The organism is Inquilinus sp. CAU 1745 (assembly GCF_039839375.1).
Classification (GTDB): domain Bacteria; phylum Pseudomonadota; class Alphaproteobacteria; order DSM-16000; family Inquilinaceae; genus JBDOQU01.
Window position 1 is genome coordinate 382,858 of the sequence record NZ_JBDOQU010000001.1, and the last position, 17,410, is coordinate 400,267.

General features: G+C 65.4%; 19 protein-coding genes. 7 read left to right on the plus strand and 12 right to left on the minus strand.

What is annotated here, in order from left to right:
* From trbL to AAFN89_RS01880, 5 genes are read left to right on the plus strand one after another with little or no spacing between them, the layout of a single operon-like run.
* Entirely contained in the window at positions 1–1,287 is a 1,287-nt protein-coding gene (gene trbL, locus AAFN89_RS01860; protein WP_347535299.1) for a P-type conjugative transfer protein TrbL, read from the plus strand.
* Positions 1,284–1,973: a conjugal transfer protein TrbF gene (gene trbF / locus AAFN89_RS01865; RefSeq protein ID WP_347535301.1), complete on the plus strand. Its 690-nt coding sequence runs from the start codon at positions 1,284–1,286 to the stop codon at positions 1,971–1,973. Before trbL ends, trbF begins: the two co-directional genes overlap by 4 nt.
* Positions 1,970–2,920 (plus strand): P-type conjugative transfer protein TrbG, encoded by a 951-nt coding sequence (gene trbG / locus AAFN89_RS01870; RefSeq protein ID WP_347535303.1) that lies wholly within the window; start codon positions 1,970–1,972, stop codon positions 2,918–2,920. The genes trbF and trbG overlap by 4 nt, the downstream gene beginning before the upstream one ends.
* Positions 2,917–4,137, plus strand: coding sequence for a TrbI/VirB10 family protein (locus AAFN89_RS01875; RefSeq protein ID WP_347535305.1), 1,221 nt, complete (start codon positions 2,917–2,919; stop codon positions 4,135–4,137). The genes trbG and AAFN89_RS01875 overlap by 4 nt, the downstream gene beginning before the upstream one ends.
* A 4-nt stretch (positions 4,138–4,141) precedes the next feature.
* Positions 4,142–4,399 (plus strand): DUF2274 domain-containing protein, encoded by a 258-nt coding sequence (locus AAFN89_RS01880; RefSeq protein WP_347535307.1) that lies wholly within the window; start codon positions 4,142–4,144, stop codon positions 4,397–4,399.
* Here the strand turns inward: AAFN89_RS01880 and AAFN89_RS01885 are convergent.
* From AAFN89_RS01885 to AAFN89_RS01930, 10 genes are all read right to left on the minus strand, one after another.
* Entirely contained in the window at positions 4,311–5,231 is a 921-nt protein-coding gene (locus tag AAFN89_RS01885; protein WP_347535309.1) for a LysR family transcriptional regulator, read from the minus strand. The genes AAFN89_RS01880 and AAFN89_RS01885 overlap by 89 nt on opposite strands.
* A gap of 93 nt (positions 5,232–5,324) precedes the next feature.
* Complete coding sequence (locus AAFN89_RS01890) at positions 5,325–5,885, minus strand: DNA starvation/stationary phase protection protein (protein ID WP_347535311.1); 561 nt, start codon at positions 5,883–5,885, stop codon at positions 5,325–5,327.
* A 20-nt stretch (positions 5,886–5,905) separates the two neighbouring features.
* Positions 5,906–7,255, minus strand: coding sequence for an alginate export family protein (locus AAFN89_RS01895; RefSeq protein WP_347535313.1), 1,350 nt, complete (start codon positions 7,253–7,255; stop codon positions 5,906–5,908).
* Between the two features lie 51 nt (positions 7,256–7,306).
* Positions 7,307–8,005 (minus strand): pirin family protein, encoded by a 699-nt coding sequence (locus tag AAFN89_RS01900; protein WP_347535315.1) that lies wholly within the window; start codon positions 8,003–8,005, stop codon positions 7,307–7,309.
* Positions 8,002–8,448: a DoxX family protein gene (locus tag AAFN89_RS01905; RefSeq protein ID WP_347535317.1), complete on the minus strand. Its 447-nt coding sequence runs from the start codon at positions 8,446–8,448 to the stop codon at positions 8,002–8,004. Before AAFN89_RS01905 ends, AAFN89_RS01900 begins: the two co-directional genes overlap by 4 nt.
* Positions 8,448–8,621, minus strand: a complete 174-nt coding sequence (locus AAFN89_RS01910) for a DUF1427 family protein (protein WP_347535319.1) — start codon at positions 8,619–8,621, stop codon at positions 8,448–8,450. Before AAFN89_RS01910 ends, AAFN89_RS01905 begins: the two co-directional genes overlap by 1 nt.
* Positions 8,618–8,839, minus strand: coding sequence for a DUF1427 family protein (locus tag AAFN89_RS01915; protein WP_347535321.1), 222 nt, complete (start codon positions 8,837–8,839; stop codon positions 8,618–8,620). The genes AAFN89_RS01910 and AAFN89_RS01915 overlap by 4 nt, the downstream gene beginning before the upstream one ends.
* Positions 8,836–10,503, minus strand: a complete 1,668-nt coding sequence (locus tag AAFN89_RS01920; RefSeq protein ID WP_347535323.1) for an MFS transporter — start codon at positions 10,501–10,503, stop codon at positions 8,836–8,838. The genes AAFN89_RS01915 and AAFN89_RS01920 overlap by 4 nt, the downstream gene beginning before the upstream one ends.
* 7 nt (positions 10,504–10,510) lie before the next feature.
* Complete coding sequence (locus AAFN89_RS01925) at positions 10,511–12,370, minus strand: amidohydrolase (RefSeq protein ID WP_347535325.1); 1,860 nt, start codon at positions 12,368–12,370, stop codon at positions 10,511–10,513.
* Positions 12,371–12,651: 281 nt separating this feature from the next.
* Positions 12,652–13,401, minus strand: a complete 750-nt coding sequence (locus AAFN89_RS01930; RefSeq protein ID WP_347535327.1) for a hydrolase — start codon at positions 13,399–13,401, stop codon at positions 12,652–12,654.
* A gap of 493 nt (positions 13,402–13,894) precedes the next feature.
* Between AAFN89_RS01930 and AAFN89_RS01935 the strand changes: the two genes are divergently transcribed.
* A complete protein-coding gene (locus tag AAFN89_RS01935; protein WP_347535329.1) occupies positions 13,895–14,926 on the plus strand; it encodes an AraC family transcriptional regulator in 1,032 nt (343 codons plus the stop codon).
* Entirely contained in the window at positions 14,923–15,831 is a 909-nt protein-coding gene (locus AAFN89_RS01940; RefSeq protein ID WP_347535331.1) for an AraC family transcriptional regulator, read from the plus strand. The genes AAFN89_RS01935 and AAFN89_RS01940 overlap by 4 nt, the downstream gene beginning before the upstream one ends.
* Positions 15,832–16,106: 275 nt before the next feature.
* On the opposite strand, the gene AAFN89_RS01945 is transcribed toward AAFN89_RS01940, so the two are convergent.
* Complete coding sequence (locus AAFN89_RS01945) at positions 16,107–16,502, minus strand: RidA family protein (protein WP_347535333.1); 396 nt, start codon at positions 16,500–16,502, stop codon at positions 16,107–16,109.
* Positions 16,503–16,673: 171 nt separating this feature from the next.
* Positions 16,674–17,306, minus strand: a complete 633-nt coding sequence (locus AAFN89_RS01950; protein WP_347535334.1) for a LysE family translocator — start codon at positions 17,304–17,306, stop codon at positions 16,674–16,676.
* Between the last annotated feature and the right edge of the window lie 104 nt (positions 17,307–17,410).

Consider the following 17,410-nt stretch of genomic DNA (forward strand, 5'->3'; position numbering starts at 1 on the left):
ATGGAGGGCGTCGGCGTCATCGACCGGTTCCTGGAGGTCTTCACCTCCTATATCGACAGTGGGTTCGGCCTGCTCGGCGGCGACGTCGCCTTCCTCGCGACCACGCTGATCGTCATCGACGTCACGCTCGCCGGTCTGTTCTGGGCCTGGGGCGCTGACGACGACATTATCGGCCGGCTCGTCAAGAAGACGCTGTTCGTCGGCGTCTTCGCCTACATCATCGGCAATTGGAACCAGCTCGCCCGCATCGTCTTCGAGAGCTTCGCCGGGCTCGGCCTCGTCGCCTCGGGTGGCGCTTTAAGCGCCGGCGAGCTCTTGCAGCCGGGCCGCATCGCCGAAGTCGGCCTGGAGGCCGGCCGGCCGATCCTCGCCTCGATCGCCGAGCTGATGGGGTTCGTCTCCTTCTTCGACAACTTCCTCCAGATCATCATCCTGCTCTTCGCCTGGGCCGTCGTCGTGCTCGGCTTCTTCATTCTGGCGATCCAGCTCTTCGTCACGCTGATCGAGTTCAAGCTGGCCACCCTCGCCGGATTCATCCTCGTGCCGTTCGGTCTGTTCAACAAAACAGCTTTTATGGCCGAGCGCGTGCTGGGCCTCGTCATCTCCTCAGGGATAAAGGTTCTGGTGCTCGCCGTCATCGTCGGCATCGGATCGACCATCTTCGGCGAGTTCACCGCCGGCTTCACCGGCGAGCCGACCATCGAGGACGCCATGGCCGTGGTGCTCGCCGCGCTGTCGCTGCTGGCGCTCGGCATCTTCGGACCCGGCATCGCCAACGGCATCGTCTCGGGCGGGCCGCAGCTCGGCGCCGGCGCAGCGGTCGGAGCCGGGCTCGCCGCCGGCGGAATGGTGGTCGGCGGCGCGGCAGCCGGAAAGATGGCTTTAGCCGGGGTCGGGGCCGGCGCGCGCGGCGCGGCCTCGGTCGCGGGCGGCGCTTCGACCGCTTACCGGCTCGGCAGCTCCGCGTCCGGCGGGGGTGCCGCGGGCGTCGCAGGCGGCCTCGCTAGTGTCGGCAAGGCCGGCATGAGCGCGGCCACGAGCCCCCTGAAGCGCGCCATGTCCGACAGCTATCAAGCTGGCTCGCGCGCCGCCTTCGCCGCGACCGGCGGTTCGGTTTCACGCGGCACAAGCATGCCGGCACCCGCCAATGGCGGTCCGCCCGCCTGGGCGCGCCGCATGCAGCGCCAGCAATCCCTTCACCGTGGCGTCGCCACCGCCGCCCATGTCGTCCGCTCCGGCGACCATGGCGGCGGCGGGACTGCCGTCAGCCTTTCGGAGAAGTCATGAAGCTATTCAAACGACCCAGCGTCCGCTACGCCAAGACGCCTGAGGCTGTAACGCCTTACCAGAAAGCGGCGCAGGCCTGGGACGAGCGCATCGGCTCGGCCCGCGTTCAGGCCCGCAATTGGCGGCTCATGGCGTTCGGGTGCCTTGCCATGACCGGAGCGTTGAGCGCCGCGCTTGTCTGGCAGGCGACGCAAGGGACTGTGGTTCCTTACGTCGTCGAGGTCGACAAGCTGGGTGCGGCGCGCGCGGTCGCTCCGGCCGTCGCCGACTACCGGCCGACCGACCCGCAGATCGCCTTCCACCTGGCGCGCTTCATCGAAAACGTCCGGCAGATTCCGGCCGACCCGATCGTGCTCCGGCAGAACTGGCTCAGCGCCTACGACTTCGCCACCGATCGCGGCGCGCTGGCGCTCAACGACTATGCGCGTGTCAACGATCCGTTCGCCAAGGTCGGCGAAACCCAGATCGCCGTCGAAATCTCCAGCGTCATTCGCGCCTCCGAGAACAGCTTCCGCGTGGCCTGGATCGAGCGCCGCTACGTGTCCGGCCAGCTCGCGGCCACCGAGCGCTGGACCGCCATCCTCACTGTCGTCATCCAGCCGCCGCGCACCGCCGAGGCCCTGGCCGATAACCCTCTCGGCGTCTTCGTTCACGCCATCAACTGGTCGCGGGAGAACGCGCAATGAGACGGTCCGCCCACCTTCGGCTGCCTGTCGTCGTGCTAGTAACGGCGACCGCGCTCTCCGGCTGCGCGACCTTCAAGCCGCCCGGAATCACCTATGACAGCGACGTGCCCGCGCTGCCGTCACCGCCGCCATCTTCGGCCGGGAAGAAGCCGGAGCCGCTGCATGTTCCGCCGCCCTGGACGCCGTCGCACGGCGGCGAGGCGGCCAGAACCGCAGAGGGCCGGGTCGTCAACGCCAATGCCGCCGCGCGCGTGGAGCCGCGCCGCGAGGGCTATTTCAACGCCATCCAGATCTTCCCCTGGAGCGAGGGCGCGCTCTACCAGGTCTACGCCTCGCCTGGACAGGTCACTGACATCGCTCTCGAGCCGGGCGAGCGCTTGACCGGCGCCGGTCCGATCGCCGCCGGCGACACCGCGCGCTGGATCATCGGCGACACGACGAGCGGCAATGGCCGCGAGACCCAAGTCCATATCCTCGTCAAGCCGACCCGGCCAGACATCGCCACCAATCTCGTCGTCAACACCGACCGGCGGACCTACCTGGTGGAACTGCGGTCCGGAGAGGACAGGTACATGCCGCAGGTCGCCTGGACCTATCCCGCGACAGAGAGCGAGGCGCGGCCACCCGCCATCGCCCGCCCGACAATCCCGTCGGCCGCTCAGCGCAACTATCGCTACGCTCTAGAGGGTGACACGCCGCCCTGGCGGCCGCTCAGCGTCTTCGACGACGGCCGACGCGTCTATGTCGTCTTCCCGCGCGGCGTCGTGCAGGGCGAGATGCCGCCGATCTTCGTGCTCGGTCCGGACGGCGAGCCCCAGCTCGTCAACACGCGCGTTTATCGAAACGTCATGATCGTCGACCGGCTGTTCGCGGCGGCGGAGCTCCGCCTCGGCGGCGAGGACCAGCAGCGCCTGCGCATCGTGCGCACGGACGGGAGGCGTAGATGAATCAGCCGAACGATAATCGTGAAAAGCTGGAAGGCGGCCCAGCGCCGCGCTCCGAGAAGGAGATCGCGGCCGGGCTCCGCCTTCGCTCCGATCCGCCGCGCGTCATGCGCCTTTCGCGCAAGGCGATGGCCGTGCTCGCCGCCGCCGGCGGGCTCGGGATTGGCGCGATCCTGATAGTCGCGCTGCAGGATCGCGGCTCGATCGATGGACCGGACGAGCTGTTCTCGACCGAGCGCGTGCAGGAGGCCGAGGGCCTCGCCGAACTGCCGCGCGACTATGACGATGTGCCCCGGCTCGGGCCGCCGCTGCCCGGCGACCTCGGCAGGCCGATCGTGTCCGCACGGGAGCGCGGCGAGCCGATCCCGGCGCCGGTCGTCCCCGGACCGGCCGTTCCTGCCGTCGATCCGGCGGAGCAGCTCCGGCTCCAGGAACAGGAGGCGGCGCGTGTGAGCGAGCTCTTCGCCGACGCCAACACCGCGACGGGCGGCGCAGACGGCGCGATGGCCCCGAAGCAACCGGGCATCGGAGCCGCGCCGTCATTTCCGATGACAGCCGCCGCAGCCGGTCCGCGCGACGCGACCGATCGGCGCGAGGCGTTCCTGAACGCTCCCCCGGACCGCCGCACCGTCAGCGCCGACCGCCTGCAGGCGCCGCCGAGTCCCTATGTCGTCCAGGCCGGCTCAGTCATTTCGGCCGCGTTGATCACTGGGATGCGCTCCGACCTGCCGGGTCAGATCACCGCGCAGGTGACGAGCCCTGTCTATGACAGCCCGACCGGGCGCTATCTCCTGATCCCGCAGGGCGCGCGGCTTATCGGCGAGTATGACAGCCGCGTAGCCTCAGGGCAGACCCGGGTGCTCCTTGTCTGGACGCGGCTGATCCTGCCGGACGGCCGCTCGATCGTACTCGAGCGCCAGCCCGGTGGAGACGAAGCGGGCTATGCCGGGCTGCAGGACGGCGTCGACAACCACTGGGACCGGCTCTTCTTCGCAGTCGGTCTCGCCACCGTCCTCAACATCGGTACGGAATTAGGCGTGGACGATGAGGACGAGATTGCCCGCGCCATCCGCGAAGGAACGCAGGACACGATCGGCCGCGCCGGCGACGAGGCCGTCAGTCGCCAGCTCGCCGTTCCGCCGACGCTCACGGTTCGGCCGGGCTTCCCGGTGCGGGTCATGGTCACGCGCGATCTTGTGCTCGAACCCTATCGGAGCTGACCTCATGACCAAGCTGAAGCTCGGAACCATTCCCGATGACAAGCCCGTCAAGCTGACGGTGGAGCTACCTGCAGAGGTGCATCGCGATCTCGCCGCCTATGCCGAGGTGCTGGCGCGCGAGACGGGGCATAAGCACGAGCCGGTCAAGCTGGTCGCGCCCATGCTGGCGCGCTTCATGGCGACGGATCGAGGCTTTGCGAAGGCGAGGAAAGAGCGCCGTTCCGCTTCGCCTCGATTCGCGCCAGGCTCAGGAACCGCCTGAGCGCGGGATTGTCGTTTTCCGGTCGCCAGATCAGCGAAAACGGCACGCGCTCGCCGGCCTCGCCTATTCGGACAAAAGTCACGTTGGGGTAATCGACGCCGCGCCAGTGGTCGGCGACGAGGCTGACTCCAACACCGAGCCCCACCAACGTCATTATCCCTTCACGGCCGAGCCGGTGCCGCTGCACGCTGACAGGTTTCCCGAGGCCCGAAACGCGTCGAAGGATGTAGTCGTAAATCTCCGGACCGGGTTCACGAGAGCTGAGCAGGAAGGTCTCGCCCTCGACCTCGCTCCAATCGAGACGGATTTGCTGCGCAAGCCGCGAACCAGACGGTACGGCCAGGTAAATCGCCTCTTCGTCGATGAGCAACGTGTCGCAGATATCAAGCGCTCCGTTCCCGGCGGCCATCACGACGTCGATGTCGCGATGCGTAAGAAGGCTCAGCAATTCGCTTCGCTCTGCCTCGGTGAAGCCCACTGCGACATCAGGGTGGGCAACGAAGAAAGCTTCGACCACGCTTCGAAGCGCGCCTTTGGAGAGCGAGGCGATGAGCCCGATCCGTAACTCGCCGCTGGCTACCTCTCCAGCCGCCCGCGCCACTTCGACCGCCGCTACAAGATCGTCGAGGACTGGACGTATTCGACCGATGAACGCTCGTCCCGCGACAGTCAGTCTTGCGCCGCTCCTGCGCCGTTCAAAGATCGAGACACCGATGAGATCTTCTACACGCGCCACCCGGCGGGAGATTGCAGGCTGGCCTAGGCCAAGTTGAAGCGCCGATCTGCGGAAACTTCCAGTCTCCGCGACCGTCGAGACGATATTCAAGTCCAAGCCTGAGATGCTCTCCATCGTTCATTTCGGCCGTCCAAAGCAGCCGCCTTCGTTCTCCTCCCCCCTCAATCTTCATCCCCATATCGTCAGTACCTAGGTTCTGCTCGCTTTCGGCATCTCGAAGTTCGCCAGTCGCTTCGCGAAGTGCTCGCCGATCGGCTCTGCCCTCAGCGAACCTTCGCCGACGTCCCGTGCGAGGCTCCTGACCATCCAGACGGCTTTCTCGTGCGCGGTCAGCCGATCGTCGAGCAGGCTTGCTGAGGCGTTGTCGCCGATGTCGTCGATGGCGGGGCGGATGCAGCGCATGGTGCGAATGACGCGCTCATGGTCGGCGATCAGGCTGCGCACCATGTCGGCCGGGTTCGGGACCGTCTGATCCGGTGCGACATCTGAGAGTGCGGCGATGTCAGCAGGGGCCGATGGCGCGTAGGCGCCGAGGGCGCGGATGCGCTCGGCAATCTTATCGACCGCGGCCCAGAGTTCTCGATACTGCTCCTCGAACAGGAGGTGATAGGTCCGGAACATCGGTCCCTCAACGTTCCAGTAATAGCCGTGCGTCTTGGCGTAGAGCGTGAAGGTCTCGGCAAGCAGCTTGGCGAGTCCGGCTGCGGCGATCTCCCTCTCGGATTCGCTGAGGTCGAGGTCGTTGTTCATAGGGTCAGACTCTTTCGTGGTCAGAACTTGAACTGCAGTGTCAGCTCGAAGAAATCGATGTCCTCGGCGGGGCCCGTTGCCCGGATGAAATCCCCGGCGAAGAAATGCGTATAGATCGCGGTGACGGCGAGGTTCTGGGCGAGTGCGTATTCCGAGGTGAGTGAGACAGCCGAGCCGACGAAGCGCTCATCGCTGCCCGATGGCCCGCGGATCAGTTGGCCCGCGGGCGCATAGACGCCATCGTCCGTGTCAAGCCGCCAGAAGAAGTTCATGTCGGCGGTCAGCGACCAGGCGTGCGTTGGGCGCACGGTCACGAAGGGATGGATGTTGAAGAAGTTGCGGGGGCCGAGCACCGCGGCCTCCGAGAAATAATTGCCGCGCGGGAACAGCGGATTGAAGGTGCCAAGATCGGGGTCGGCCGGGTCGCCATCGCCGCTCGCGATGTTGGCGCTGAGCGCGATGCGCGGCCGCCACGGCCTGTCTTCGAACGTAAAACCAGTCTCGCTGGCGATCGTCCAGGCGGAAATATCGCCGTCGCCGAAGCTGCCGAACTGATAGATCGCCTCCCAGTTCCAGTCCCAGCCGCGCTCCGCGCCGTAAAGCCGCGCGCCGATCGAGTGACGACGCTCGCGCGCTGAGCCTCGCGCGAACGCACCGGCATCATCCTCGAAACCGAGATAGTACAGATCGATTGCGCCGAGGGGCATCCAGTCCTTGCCGCCAGCGGCGTAGACACCCCAGAGCGCTAGGTCGTCGTTCGCCTCGTCATCGAAAACGCCCGGACGAGGCAAGCGCGGTCGGGCCGCAAGCAACTCGACTTGCCAGCCCGGCACTTCGAAGATGGCGCGCGCCGCATCGAAGGTGCGGCGCACGTTCGGACCTTCGCGCACGTCCACCAGCCGGCCCGATCCGAATTGCAGCTCCTGCCTGCCGCCGCGCAGGGTCAGGTCGGCGTCGGGCCCGAGCGGCACATTCAGGTCGACGAACGCGTTCTGGAGCGTGAGGTCATTCTCATCGACCGGGCTCGGCCCGCCTGCGCGACCGGTCTCGAGCGCGCTGGAGAGCTGTCCGAAGACGCGGACATGCGGCCCGAGACGGAGATCGCCGTGCAGCGTGTAGCGCTGCAGCCAGACGCCGGCCTCGTCCTGCGGGTCGGCCCCGAAGAGCGGGTTATGCGTGTATTCGTAGCGTTGGCGGATCTCGCCGCCGAGACTGAGGAAGAAGCGCTCATCCTCAGTCAACGGAATGAACTTGATATCGCCGGGAAGATGCTCCCGGTTTTCGGGGTCACGGAAGCAGTCATAATCGTCGTCGAAGCGCAGCTTCGCCGGTTCGAGCGCACAGGCCTCCTCAGCCTTCGCTTGCGCCATGGCGGCAACGAAGACGACAAGGCAGCCTATGCATCGAAGCGCAAGCATGAGTCATTTGAGGTCGAAGAGCAGGATCTCTGCCCGATGATCGGTGTCGAGCTCGATCGCCCGCTCGCCCTCGATCTTCGCGCCGTCGCCCTCGCGCAGCTCGTCTCCGTTGAGGTGCACGATCCCGCGCGCAACATGCAGCCAGCCGCGCCGACCTTGCGCGAACTCATGGGTGAACCGCTCGCCTTCGGAGAGCTCGCCGGCATGGATCGCGACGTCCTGGTGGACCGTGACCGCACCGTCGCCGCCCCTGCGGTCGGCGATGAGACGCAGGCGACCTTCCAGCTCCTCTTGGGGGAAGCGTTTCTGCTCGTAACCCGGCGCGATGCCGCGAGCTTCCGGAACGATCCAGATCTGCAGAAAGTGAACAGGCTCAGTCTTCGACGCGTTGTATTCGCTGTGCGTCACCCCGGTCCCGGCTGACATGCGCTGCACATCGCCTGGCACGATGACCGAACCGTTGCCGAGGCTGTCCTTGTGTTCGAGAGCGCCTTCGAGGACGTAGGAGATGATCTCCATGTCCGCATGGCTGTGCGCGCCGAAGCCCGCGCCCGGCGCAACGCGGTCGTCGTTGATGACGCGCAAGGGACCGAAGCCCATATGATCTGGATCGCGGTACTCGCCAAAAGAGAAACTGTGGCGGCTGTCGAGCCAGCCCATGTCGGTGTGGCCGCGCGTGTGGCGGTCGCGGATAGTGATCATGACGAATGCTCCCGAGGCTGAAGACTGAATGGGCCGGGTCCGACGGCCGCGATGGCGACGAGGCCGCCGATGATGGCGAGATGCTCGAGCGCGGTGGTGAGCTGACGGTGAAAGTCGTCGCCTTCGAAGGCCCAGAAGGGATGGCCGATCAGCGTCGCCGCCACCGTGAAGGCTGCCAGCGCCAGCGCCGCGAGGCTGCTGTGCCAGCCGAGCGACAAGGCCATGCCGGCTCCGATCTGTAGGACGACCGTCGCGGCCAGAGCCAGCGCCGGAATGGGCAGGCCGAGCGCGGCGAACTCCTCGATTCCTGCCGACCAGTAGACGAGCTTCGTCGCGCCGCTATAGAGGAATACGGTCGCGAGGCAGATCCGGGCCGCAAGGAGCGAGGCGCCGGACGCGCCGCTTGACCCCCGGTCGCCGGCGATCGGCATCATTCGTGTCATCAGCCGCTCCCCATTTGCGCGAGGGCGAGGTCGGCGCCGAGGAATCCAAGCGTCATGAAGACGACGAGCAGCGCGCCGACGACCCGGGGCGGCGCCGGGAGCGGCAGGTCGAACCAGCGGCAACCGACGCCGATGAGAAAACCGAGATTGACGCCGATGAGCGAGGCGATCATGACTGCACCTCTTCAGGCTGTCCTGACGGTCCGCCGCAGAGCGGCCTCGAATTCGCCTCCCGATGCGCAGCGAGCCGGTCGGTCACGACGTAGCCAAGGGTCATCGCCAGCACGAGGAGCGCGCCGATGAGCACCGGCGGGGCCGGCAGCGGGATGCCCGCGAGCCGGCAGGCGACGCCGATGGTCAGGGCGAGCAACAATCCAAGCGCGACCTTCATCGGGCGCCTCCTTTTGTCTTCGCGACGATCTGTGTGGAATGGAGCGGCGCCAGGAAGTGGCTCACCTCCGGCGGCTCGGCGCCGAGGTGGAACTCGCGCGCCCGGGCGTGGATATCCTGATCGTGCTTCGTCGCCCGCTCGTGCTGCCTCAGGTGCTCAGCCCAGCTCGGCAGGAAGAACCATTCGATCCATGCTCCGGGCTCAGCCGCGTCTTGATAGACGCCCCAGTCGTGCGCGCCGTCGCGGTAGCGCTCGCCCGCAATCTCATGCATGGCGGCGAGGAAGCCTTCCGTGTCGCCTTCGTCGACTTGGTAGCGGATCGTCACCAGCACCGGCCCCCGGTCGGGAGCGGCGTCGAGGCTCTCCGCTATCACCGGCTCGGGCCAACTCATCGCGGGGGTGAGATCGAGCGCCTCGCCCTGGCCAAGTTTCGCTCGCCAGGTGAGCAGGATGGCGAAGACGGCGCCCGCGGCGGCGATCAGGAGGGCGGTCGGGACCGACGTCGCCGTCGCCACCTGCCCCCAGCCGGCGGAGCCTGCCGACATACAGCCGAAGAACACCATCAGCGTGATTGCGAGGCCGCGTGCGCGCACCCAGTTGGGGAGCGCGGTCTGCGCCGAGACGTTGAGACTGGTGAGCACCGTAATCCAACCCAACCCGCCGAGCACTGAGGCGGGCAAGGCCGTGGCGGCGCTGGTCGCGAGGCCAAGGAGCGCCATCGCGGCGGCGGTGATGAGTGTGCCGGCGGCAACGAGGCGATTGGCGTCGATTCGCTTGCGAATGTAAGGCAGCACTAATGCGCCTGCTACCGCCCCGCCGCCGATCGCGGCGAGCAGCACGCCGTAAATTTCGGCGCCACCGCCTTCGAGCCTACGCGCGACGAGCGGCAACAGCGCCCAATAGGCGCTCCCGAAGGTGAAGAAGCCGAACGAGCGGACCAACGTCGCCTTGAGCGCGCTGTTGCGGCTGGCATGGCGCAGCCCGGTCGCCATCGCGCCGAACAGCGGCTCGGGCGGAAGGGTCTTCGCCGGGCCGGTCTCGGGTTTCCATAGTAGCAGCGCGGCGACGATAGCGAGATAGCTCACTGCATTGACTATGAAGGGCGCGGACAGCGCCACGGCGGAGATTAGGAACCCGGCAAGCGCGGGGCCGATAGCGCGCGCGATGTTAATGCCCATCGAGTTGAGCGCGATCGCGGGCTGGAGGCTCTCGCGCGGCACGAGGCTCGGCGCCACCGCTTGCCAGGCCGGCGCCATCAGCGCCGCTCCGGTTCCGATCGCGAAGGTGAAGGCGAGGAGCAGCGCCGGCGTCATTGCTCCGGCCGCGGTCAGCGTCGCCATCGCAACGGTGACGCCGGTTAGAACCAGATTGACGATCAGCAGGAACCGCCGCTTGTCGACCCGATCGGCGAGCGCGCCCGCAAACAGCGCGAAGAGGAAGATCGGCGCGGTCGTCGCCGCCTGCACCAGCGCGACGATCGCCGGCGACGAGTTCAGCGTCGTCATCAACCAGCCCGCGCCGACATCGTGCATCCAGGTGCCGATGTTGGAGATCAGCGTCGCCGTCCACAGCAACGCGAAAGCGCGATGACGAAACGGTGACCAGGCCGATCCCGCAGATGATGCGGGCGGGTAGCTGGCGGGGGTCGGCGAAGCGATTGTCATGAGCGCCTCACGCCGCAAAGCAGGAGCAGCCGAGCGCGCCCCAGAAGGACTTCAGGTCGCGCACGGGGAGCGGGTTGGTCCAGGCGATCCGGTGATCGTGGCCGTGGAGGCCGCAGGCGCTGGCGCAGCCGTCATGGCAGCTCCGCGCGTGTTGGACGGGCGGCTCCACAGAAGCCATCCGCATACCCGGGCTAGCGAACGCCCCAACCGGAGTCCAGGACGGGCTAGCCGGCGGCAGCGGTGGTGCGAGGTCGGCGAAGTCCTCCTCGCCATAGACCAACTTGCCGCCGACCATGGTCATGACGGCATTGATCCGCCGGATCTCTTCCGACGGGACCGACATCAGATCCGCCGAAAGGATTGCGAGATCGGCATACTGGCCGGGCGCAAGCGTGCCCTTAACCTCCTGCTCGCCGGAGAACCAGGCCGACCCCTGCGTCCACAGCCGCAGCGCCGTCTCACGGTCGAGGACGTTCTCCTCGCCGTAGAGCGGCATGCCGCCGAGCGTCTTGCCGGTGGTCAGCCAATAGAGGCTGACCCACGGGTCGTAGGACGCGACGCGGGTCGCGTCGGTTCCGGCGCCGACCGGCACCTCCATCTCGAGCATTTTGGCGATCGGCGGTGTGAGCCGCGCCGCCTCGGCGCCGTAGCGCTCGACGAAATATTCGCCCTGGAAGGCCATGCGGTGCTGGGTGGCGATACCGCCGCCGAGCGCCTTCACCCGCTCGATATTGCGTTCCGAGATCGTCTCGGCATGGTCGATGATGAAGCGGGCTTTGAACGGCTGCTTCTGGTTGACGCGCTCGAAGACGGTCAGGAAACGATCGATCGACTCGTCATAGGTCGCATGAATGCGGAACGGCCACTCGTTCGTCGCGAGCAACTCGACGATCTTCTCGAGGTCGCGCTCCATTGTCGGTGCGAGATCGGGGCGCGGCTCGAGGAAGTTCTCGAAATCCGCCGCCGACCAGGTGAGGTTCTCGCCCGCGCCGTTCATCCGGAAGAAGGCGGAGCCCGCACCGGGCTCGGTCATCTCCACCCAGCGCTCGTAGTCCGACAACTCCTCCCCCGCCTTCTGCGCGAAAAGATTGTAGGCAATCCTTACGGTGAGTTCGTCTGCGTCGTGCAGGCGCTGGATGACCTGATAGTCTTCCGGATAGTTCTGCCCGCCGCCGCCAGCGTCGATGACGCTGGTGATGCCGAGGCGGTTGAGTTCGCGCATGAAATGGCGGGTCGAGTTGATCTGGTCTTCGAGCGGCAGCTTCGGACCCTGCGTCAGCGTCGAGTAGAGGATCAGCGCCGAGGGCTTGGCGATCAGCATGCCGGTCGGATTGCCCCGTGCGTCCTTCTCAATCACGCCGCCGGGCGGGCTGGGCGTGTCCCTGGTGATCCCGAGCGCGGCGAGTGCGGCGCGATTGAGGAGCGCGCGGGCGTAGAGGTGCAGGATGAAAACCGGCGTTTCGGGGGCGGCGGCGTTGATCTCGTCCAGCGTCGGCATGCGCTGTTCGGCGAACTGGAACTCCGACCAGCCGCCGACCACGCGCACCCATTGCGGCGCCGGGGTACGTTCGGCCTGCTCCTTCAGCATGCGGAGCGCGACGGCGACCGAGGGCACGCCCTCCCACCGTAGCTCCATATTGTAGTTGAGGCCGCCACGGATGAGATGGGTATGGCTGTCATTGAGGCCCGGGATCACGCGCCGCCCGCCCGCGTCGATCACGTGGGTCTTGGCGTCGGCGAGCCGCATGATTTCGTTACGCGGCCCGACGGCCTGGACCAGCCCGTCCCTGACTGCCAGCGCCTGGCCTTCGGGATTGGCGCGGTCGAGCGTCGTCACGCGCGCATTGGTGATGATCGTGTCGGCCATGCCGTCCTCCTCGTTGGGTTGCGCGCGCGCCCAGCCAGGCGCGAAAAGGGCAAGTGCGCTAAGCGCGGCGCCAGACTTCGTCACCTGCCGGCGAGTGACGCTCGCGGCGTCTGCCAAGGAGTTCCATCGGGTCTCGCGCATGTCTCGCGTCCTCGCTGTGTTTGTCTCTCCGGTTTCAAGAAGGGGGCGGGCCTGCTGGGCGACGCAGGCCCGCCAGTTGCGCCGGACGGGGCGAGACGGCTGGGGGAGGATCGGGCCGTCAGGGCCGGCGCATTGGATGGCTACTCGGCAGCGGCGGCCGCCGATCCGGCCGCCACGGGATCGAGCCGGGCGCCGTGCTTCACGCGCTCCTCCGCCTTGTGGACCATGGTGTATGCGTAATCGACGCCCATGCCGTAGGCTCCGGAATGCTCGCGCACGATGTCCATGACGCCGTCATAGGTGTCGCGGCGCGCCCAATCGCGCTGCCATTCGAGGAGAACCTGCTGCCAAGTGACCGGCACGACTCCCGCCTGGATCATCCGCTGCATCGAGTAGTCGTGCGCTTCCTTCGTCGTTCCGCCGGAGGCGTCGGCGACCATGTAGATCTCGTAACCGCCCTCGCTCATCGCGGAAATGGCGAATGTGTTGTTGCAAACCTCGGTCCAGAGGCCGGAGACGACCACCTTCTTCTGTCCGTTCTTCTTGAGTGCGTCGCGCACCTTCTGGTCATCCCAGGAGTTCATCGAGGTGCGCTCGAGCAGCGGATGCTCGGGGAAGACAGCCAGCAGTTCTGGATAGGTGTGGCCGGAGAAACTCTCCGTCTCGACTGTGGTGATTGTCACCGGGATGCCGAACACCTTCGCGGCCTTGGCGAGACCTACGACGTTGTTCTTCAGAACCTGACGATCGATCGACTGGACGCCGAACGCCATCTGCGGCTGGTGATCGATGAAGATGATCTGGCTGTTCTGCGGGTTCAGAACTTCAAGTTTACCGGACACCTTTGCTCTCCTTTTGAGTTGGGACAGACTGGATTCGATGCTCTTCAAGCCGCATCGAATTTCTTCGCGGCGTCATCCCGGGCGGAGAACGCGAAGTAGTTTTTTGCAGGACCGACTGCACAATGTTGACGTGACCTCTCAGCCACTAAACCGCGGCTTCTCCTGTAAGCATGCCTCGGAGTCCGAGCAGTGCGATGATCGGCGGCCCGGCGAACGGACTGACACAAGGCCATAGATCATGCCGATCCGAGACCGACGAACAGCGAACGACATAGGGTTGAAGGGGCTTATTATTTGGTGTCTCGCGAAAAGTCAGGGTGAGTGAACTTTAGCGAGCGCTTTTTTGCCCTGCGGCGCTGAAGCTGCCGCGCTGGTGCCGATCTTGCGGTGATAGTACTGGGCCGGCTGGCGCGAGCGCTGACCAATCACTATGTCATCGCTGAACTCACGTAGCGAAGCCCACAGATCGTGCCGATGAGTCGCGAAGATGCGTACCCGCGTGGTTGCCCATAAAGTATTGTGGGAGCTACCGCAGGGCTAGATGAGCTGGCGCGCTCAGGTGGCCAACCGTTGGGCCGCGCCCGCAGATCGAGACGACGGCCATGTCATAGGAGTGACCGCAATTACGGTACCGGCCTATTCATCTTCCTCTGAATGGTACTGCGAAGGGCGGCAGGCGTCCTATCTGCGGGCGCGAAAATCGCCTGGCGGAGTCCTTGACCTGCTTGAGGTGGCGCGACCGGCCGGGGACATGTCCCGCCCGGGTCTGCCGGATATCGTCCTCTATCAGGACTTGCTCGGCGGAAGTCGAGTCAGCGGCGACCTTGGAGGGGGACGCTTCGATGTTACGGGTAAGCGAGGCGACTTTTGTCTCGCCGCGCCGAACTTCGCCACCACGGCGATTATGGAAACGAGCCATCGGCTTCGCAGCTTGGCTTTCCCGATGGCGCAGTGGGAAAGCGTGCTCGACGAAGCCGCCGACAGTCAGTTCTCGTTCGACAGTTCCTGTATCTACGGTCGGATGTTCGACTCGCCGGCGATCCGATCTGCATTTCGGAACCTTTGGGCTCTTTGTGAGGATCAGGGAGCGCCATCGCGTCTGCTGGCGCGGGCTGCCGGCTGCGAGATCCTCGCCGAGCTGTGCCGCTTGGGCGGGGCGCCGCTCCCGACGGCAAAGGGCGGCCTTGCCCCATGGGCAGAGCGGCGCTGTCTGGAGCTGATGCACGCGCGGCTTTCGGAAGACATCAGCCTCGACGAACTGGCGGCCGAGGCGCGGCTCTCGCCGTTCCATTTCGCCCGCATGTTCAAGCAGAGCTTGGGTGTTCCGCCACGCGTCTACCTGACGCGACTGAGGGTCGAGAAAGCCTGCGAATTCCTCGAACAGACAGACCTTCCGATTACGGAAATCGCCCTGGAGGTCGGGTACACGTCGAACCAGGTGCTTGCTCGGGTCTTCCTCAAGCATCAGCGCATGAGTCCGTCCGACTATCGTCGCGCGGTCCGCGATCCGGTGCGCAAACTCTCTTTTAACGCACAAGGAACTGTGCTTGCGGTGGCAGAGGCAGATCAATGACGCCGCGCTATTCCTCCTTCACCCAGTGGTTCCGTGAAGGCCCCTTTGCGACCTATGTACGCACGGTGAAATCCCCCGGTGGTTTCCTCAATTTGATGGAGACCGCCATGCCCGCGGTCGACATGTCAGACCCCGCGGTACCTGAGATCGTCTTGCATTACGATGTGATCGGCGGCTTTGGCATTAACGCTGACCTTGGCGCGGGACGTTTCAGTGCGACAAGCCGGCCAGGCGACTTCTTGCTGACCGCGCCGAACTTCACTAACTCGGTCAGAGTCGACAGCTATCACCAAATTCGCTCCCTAGCGTTTCCGGTCGCGTACTGGAGGCAATTTTTTGAGGACACCGCGGATCGGACGCACTCCCTCGATTTCGGTGTATTGCACCGCGGAACGTTCACTTCGCCCACAATTCGATCCGCGCAGCGCCAGCTTTGGCGCCTTTGCGACGAAGAGGGCGCGCCGTCGCGACTTTTGGCGCAAGCAGCCGGTTGCGAGATACTGGCCGAGCTTTGCCGCTTGGCCGGCTCGCCGCTCGCTTCGGCGCGCGGGGGGCTCGCGCCGTGGGCTGAACGACGCTGTCTGGAACTGATGCGGGAGCGGCTTTCGGACGACATCAGCCTCGATGAACTGGCAGCCGAGGCGCGGCTGTCGCCGTTCCATTTCGCCCGCATGTTCAAGCAGAGCCTCGGCGTTCCGCCACGTGTCTACCTGACGAGACTAAGAGTGGAAAAGGCGTGCGAACTCCTCGAACATACCGATATCCCGGTCACCGAGATTGCGCTGGAGGTTGGGTACTCGTCGAACCAAGTCCTCGCCCGGGTTTTCCTCAAGCACATGCGCTTGAGCCCGTCCGACTATCGTCGGGCAGTTCACGATCCGGTGCGCTCCATCGCACTGCAGTGACGCCCAAGGGTGCCGCTTGCCAGCGGGAAACCTTGCTCGGCACGTCTATGCCACCTCAGTGCCGGTCGCCGGATCCGATGAGAAGCTAACCCGCAAGCCGCCCCGACGCATGCCGCCAGAAAGCCAATTGCTGCTCCGACTTTGTCTAGCCGTCGGCTCGCGCGACTCTCGTGATGACCTCGGCAACGGCCTCGGTGCTTATCTGGATGGTTAGGCGCGACAGCCCGCCGAGCACTGCGCTGGCACGATGCATCTCGGCGGCGGCCGTCTCCGGATCACCAATCGGGAATGCGGGCGATGACCTTGATCTCGAAGTCGAATCCGGCGAGCCAGTTGACGCCGATCGCTGTCCAGTTCGGATAAGGCGGCTCCGAGAAGATCCGGCCCTTTACGGCCATGACTGTTTCGAACTGGTTTTCGGGATCGGTGTGGAATGTCGTGACGTCAACGATGTCGTCGAGCGTGCAGCCGCCTGCAGCCAGCGTCGCCTCGAGATTGGAGAAGGCTAGGCAAACTTGCTCGGCGAAGTCCGGTTCCGGCGAGCCATCGGAACGACTACCCACCTGGCCTGAAACGAACAACAGGTCGCCCGACGCAATAGCGGCCGAGTAACCGTGCGTCTCGTAGAGGGCATGGCGGTTGGTAGGAAATACAGCATTGCGACTGTTCATACTTTCAGCCTCTCACCTTGAAGCTCGGATAGGACATCCATTTCCAGGTCGATTGGGAAAAGATCGATAGCCATTTCTTGGTTGCTCCTTCGAGGTGGCTGAAAGCCCGGTCGAGTTCGTTGCCGACGCTCACTTTGGTGCGAAAGTAGTGGTTCGCTGTATTGCGGAGTCTCACGTGGCGGTCAGGGCTGACCAGAGCATCACCGCGCCGAAAAGCATGAAGAGGATGCCGGTCAGCATCCTTCCGCGCCTTGCATGCTCTGGCTTGTGAAGCAGTCGGACGACGTGTCGTGCTCCGAGCGCGTAGCCGCCGAGAACGACGAACTTCACGACCACGAAGGTTAAGACGAGAAAGGCGAGAACAGCCGGTCCGCTGTCCACAGGGAGGAATTGCGGGAACAGAGCGGCAAAGAACAGGACGGCCTTAGGGTTGCTGATACCCACGCCGAACGAGTGAACCCAAAGCACCAGCCCACTTTGCGAGAGTGGCGTCTCGGTAGCTATCGAACCAGCATGCTGCCGGGCGGGGCGAAGAAAGCTCCAACCGAGCCAAATGATGTAGCAAGCGCCCGCAAGGCGGAGGGCGAGGAAGGCCGCGGGGTAGGTTTCGAGCAGAGCGCCCAATCCTACGACGGAAAGTGTGGCCAGCATCGCGATGGCGACCAGATCGCCGCTCAGGGCGCCCAGTGCGCGCCGCCACCCATAGGCGATGGCGTTGTTCACGATGAACAAGGTTGATGGCCCGGGCGTTGCAGATTGGGCCGCGCTCACGATCACGAAGGTGAGATAGGCAGGGACTTCCATCGTCCACCATGGGCTAAGAGTTGATAGAGGAATTTGGCGGCTTGAACGTGGCGTATCGGCTTTCGACCATGCCCCAAGGCAAGCAGGACCACTGGTCGCCAATC

What these genes read in the sequence shown, in the direction of transcription:
- trbL (WP_347535299.1), top strand. Translation starts at nt 1, where the DNA reads ATGGAGGGCGTCGGCGTCATCGACCGGTTCCTGGAGGTCTTCACCTCC.
- trbF (WP_347535301.1), top strand. Translation starts at nt 1,284, where the DNA reads ATGAAGCTATTCAAACGACCCAGCGTCCGCTACGCCAAGACGCCTGAG.
- trbG (WP_347535303.1), top strand. Translation starts at nt 1,970, where the DNA reads ATGAGACGGTCCGCCCACCTTCGGCTGCCTGTCGTCGTGCTAGTAACG.
- AAFN89_RS01875 (WP_347535305.1), top strand. Translation starts at nt 2,917, where the DNA reads ATGAATCAGCCGAACGATAATCGTGAAAAGCTGGAAGGCGGCCCAGCG.
- AAFN89_RS01880 (WP_347535307.1), top strand. Translation starts at nt 4,142, where the DNA reads ATGACCAAGCTGAAGCTCGGAACCATTCCCGATGACAAGCCCGTCAAG.
- AAFN89_RS01890 (WP_347535311.1), bottom strand. Translation starts at nt 5,885, where the DNA reads ATGAACAACGACCTCGACCTCAGCGAATCCGAGAGGGAGATCGCCGCA.
- AAFN89_RS01895 (WP_347535313.1), bottom strand. Translation starts at nt 7,255, where the DNA reads ATGGCGCAAGCGAAGGCTGAGGAGGCCTGTGCGCTCGAACCGGCGAAG.
- AAFN89_RS01900 (WP_347535315.1), bottom strand. Translation starts at nt 8,005, where the DNA reads ATGATCACTATCCGCGACCGCCACACGCGCGGCCACACCGACATGGGC.
- AAFN89_RS01905 (WP_347535317.1), bottom strand. Translation starts at nt 8,448, where the DNA reads ATGACACGAATGATGCCGATCGCCGGCGACCGGGGGTCAAGCGGCGCG.
- AAFN89_RS01910 (WP_347535319.1), bottom strand. Translation starts at nt 8,621, where the DNA reads ATGATCGCCTCGCTCATCGGCGTCAATCTCGGTTTTCTCATCGGCGTC.
- AAFN89_RS01915 (WP_347535321.1), bottom strand. Translation starts at nt 8,839, where the DNA reads ATGAAGGTCGCGCTTGGATTGTTGCTCGCCCTGACCATCGGCGTCGCC.
- AAFN89_RS01920 (WP_347535323.1), bottom strand. Translation starts at nt 10,503, where the DNA reads ATGACAATCGCTTCGCCGACCCCCGCCAGCTACCCGCCCGCATCATCT.
- AAFN89_RS01925 (WP_347535325.1), bottom strand. Translation starts at nt 12,370, where the DNA reads ATGGCCGACACGATCATCACCAATGCGCGCGTGACGACGCTCGACCGC.
- AAFN89_RS01935 (WP_347535329.1), top strand. Translation starts at nt 13,895, where the DNA reads ATGAGCTGGCGCGCTCAGGTGGCCAACCGTTGGGCCGCGCCCGCAGAT.
- AAFN89_RS01940 (WP_347535331.1), top strand. Translation starts at nt 14,923, where the DNA reads ATGACGCCGCGCTATTCCTCCTTCACCCAGTGGTTCCGTGAAGGCCCC.
- AAFN89_RS01945 (WP_347535333.1), bottom strand. Translation starts at nt 16,502, where the DNA reads ATGAACAGTCGCAATGCTGTATTTCCTACCAACCGCCATGCCCTCTAC.
- AAFN89_RS01950 (WP_347535334.1), bottom strand. Translation starts at nt 17,306, where the DNA reads ATGGAAGTCCCTGCCTATCTCACCTTCGTGATCGTGAGCGCGGCCCAA.